Below are 1,681 nucleotides of genomic sequence, written 5' to 3' on the forward strand. Positions count from 1 at the left end.
CACCCTGTTCCTGATTTGCCGCCCCCCCCAGACGCCCCCCCCCCGCGCGGGGGGGGTGGGGGGGGGGGCGGGGCGGCGGCCGCCCCCCCCCGACACGTCGGGTGCAGCCGGCCGCCGTAACCTGACCGAGCGGATCGCGCTCCTCCGCGCTGGCGGCCATCCGCAGGCAGAGGGGCTCGTCGCGGCCCTGGAGCAGGTGGAGGCCGAGGGAGACGCCCGGCGCTGCCCGCCCGTACTGCGACTGAAGGTCACCTTGAAGCGGAATCCTTCGGTCCGGCGACGGGTGGAGGTCCCTGCCGACGCCACCCTCGGTGAACCGCACGGGAGCCTGCGGGCGCTGATGGGCCGGGGCGAGGGCCATCTGCACGTGTCCGAAGCCGCCGGGCGGCACTACGCCGACCCCTTCCGGCGCCCGGAGGACGCCGGGGACGGAGACCGCCTGGAGCTGGACGAGGCATTCGCGCGTGCGGGGTCTGCCCGGCGAGGGCGCCGACCTGGTGCGGCCGGCCCGGCCGTGGAGCCTTCCCCTCGAGAACCGGGTGCTCCTGGTTGCCGCCTACTGGCGGACGAACCTGACTCTTCGGCAGATCGCGCCGCTGTTCGGGGTGTCCAAGTCGGCGGCCGACCGAATCATCGACCACACCGGCCCGCTGCTTGCGCTCAGGCGGCCGTCGCGTTGTTCGCCGAGGCTCTCCGGCCGCGGGAGGTTGCCCGCAGATTGCGGGTGAGCGCGAATCGGTCGACCGGTGGCACGTGGCCTGGCGGGAAGGGCCGGGGCCTTGGCTGCACGGGGGCTGGGCGGGCAGCGGCGCAAGCCGTCGGCGTGGTGCCAGGAGAAGCCGGCCGGATGCCTCGGGCAGGGGGCCGGCCGTGCCCGGCTGGGACCGGGGCCAGGTGTGGACCGGTGCGCGGGTGGCGGCGCTGGTCGGGTGGAAGTTCCATGTCTCCCGCGTCTCCCGCAGCGTCCCGGAGGCCACGCGGCCCGGTGGCCGAGCAGTGCGGCGAAGTGGCGGTCCGGCTCGGCGGACTGATCGGCGGCCCGGCCTGCCGCCCATGGCCCTCGACCGGTCGATGTGTGATCGGCCTGTTCGCATGGCCGGCCGGGGTGATCGCTCCCGGCGGCGTCGGCCATCGGGGCGGCTGTGATGCGGGCGTCGACGGTGCTGCTGCCGGCCGGGGCGGTGAGCGGGCCCAGTGCCTGTCCGGCGTGCAGGAGATTCGGCAGGCTGTTGATCCCGGCCGCGGCAGTGAGGACGGGAATGCCTGGGGGTGCAGGGCGTCGGTGAGAGTGGGTGGGGCCTGGCGGGTGGGCCGGTGGGGGACGGCGTGTGGCCGGGCGCCGGGCGCTGGGGGCTCTGCCCTTGGGGCCTCTCGTCTGCTGACGGTGGTTCATCTCGCCGCGCCCGGCAGACGGGGCCGTCCCTACCGGGGTGTCCGGCCAGCTGACGGTGGTTCATCTCGTGTCGTCCCCGGCGCTGGGTTGTCCGTGGGGGTGTCTTCGTTCTCTGACGGTGGTTCATCTCGACCGTGTCCGGGCGGTTTGGGGTGTCCGGCGGCCGATGGTGTGAGCAGGTGTCAGGGTTCAACCGGAAGGGCTAATCTCACATCAATTGTCCTATTTTCCTAGTGGGTTGACGTTCGTCTCGGCTGCCCGGGGATGTGTGCCGGTACCTCGTTCGGC

General features: G+C 73.8%; 2 pseudogenes. Both read left to right on the forward strand.

The window, feature by feature from the left end:
* Positions 1 to 283: 283 nt before the first annotated feature.
* A pseudogene (locus ACFC1R_RS38750) lies at positions 284 to 406 on the forward strand (hypothetical protein); the annotation flags it as partial.
* A gap of 76 nt (positions 407 to 482) precedes the next feature.
* Positions 483 to 677: pseudogene (locus ACFC1R_RS38755) on the forward strand (transposase family protein); the annotation flags it as partial.
* Positions 678 to 1,681 lie beyond the last annotated feature (1,004 nt).

Source organism: Kitasatospora sp. NPDC056138 (genome assembly GCF_042264695.1).
GTDB lineage: Bacteria > Actinomycetota > Actinomycetes > Streptomycetales > Streptomycetaceae > Kitasatospora.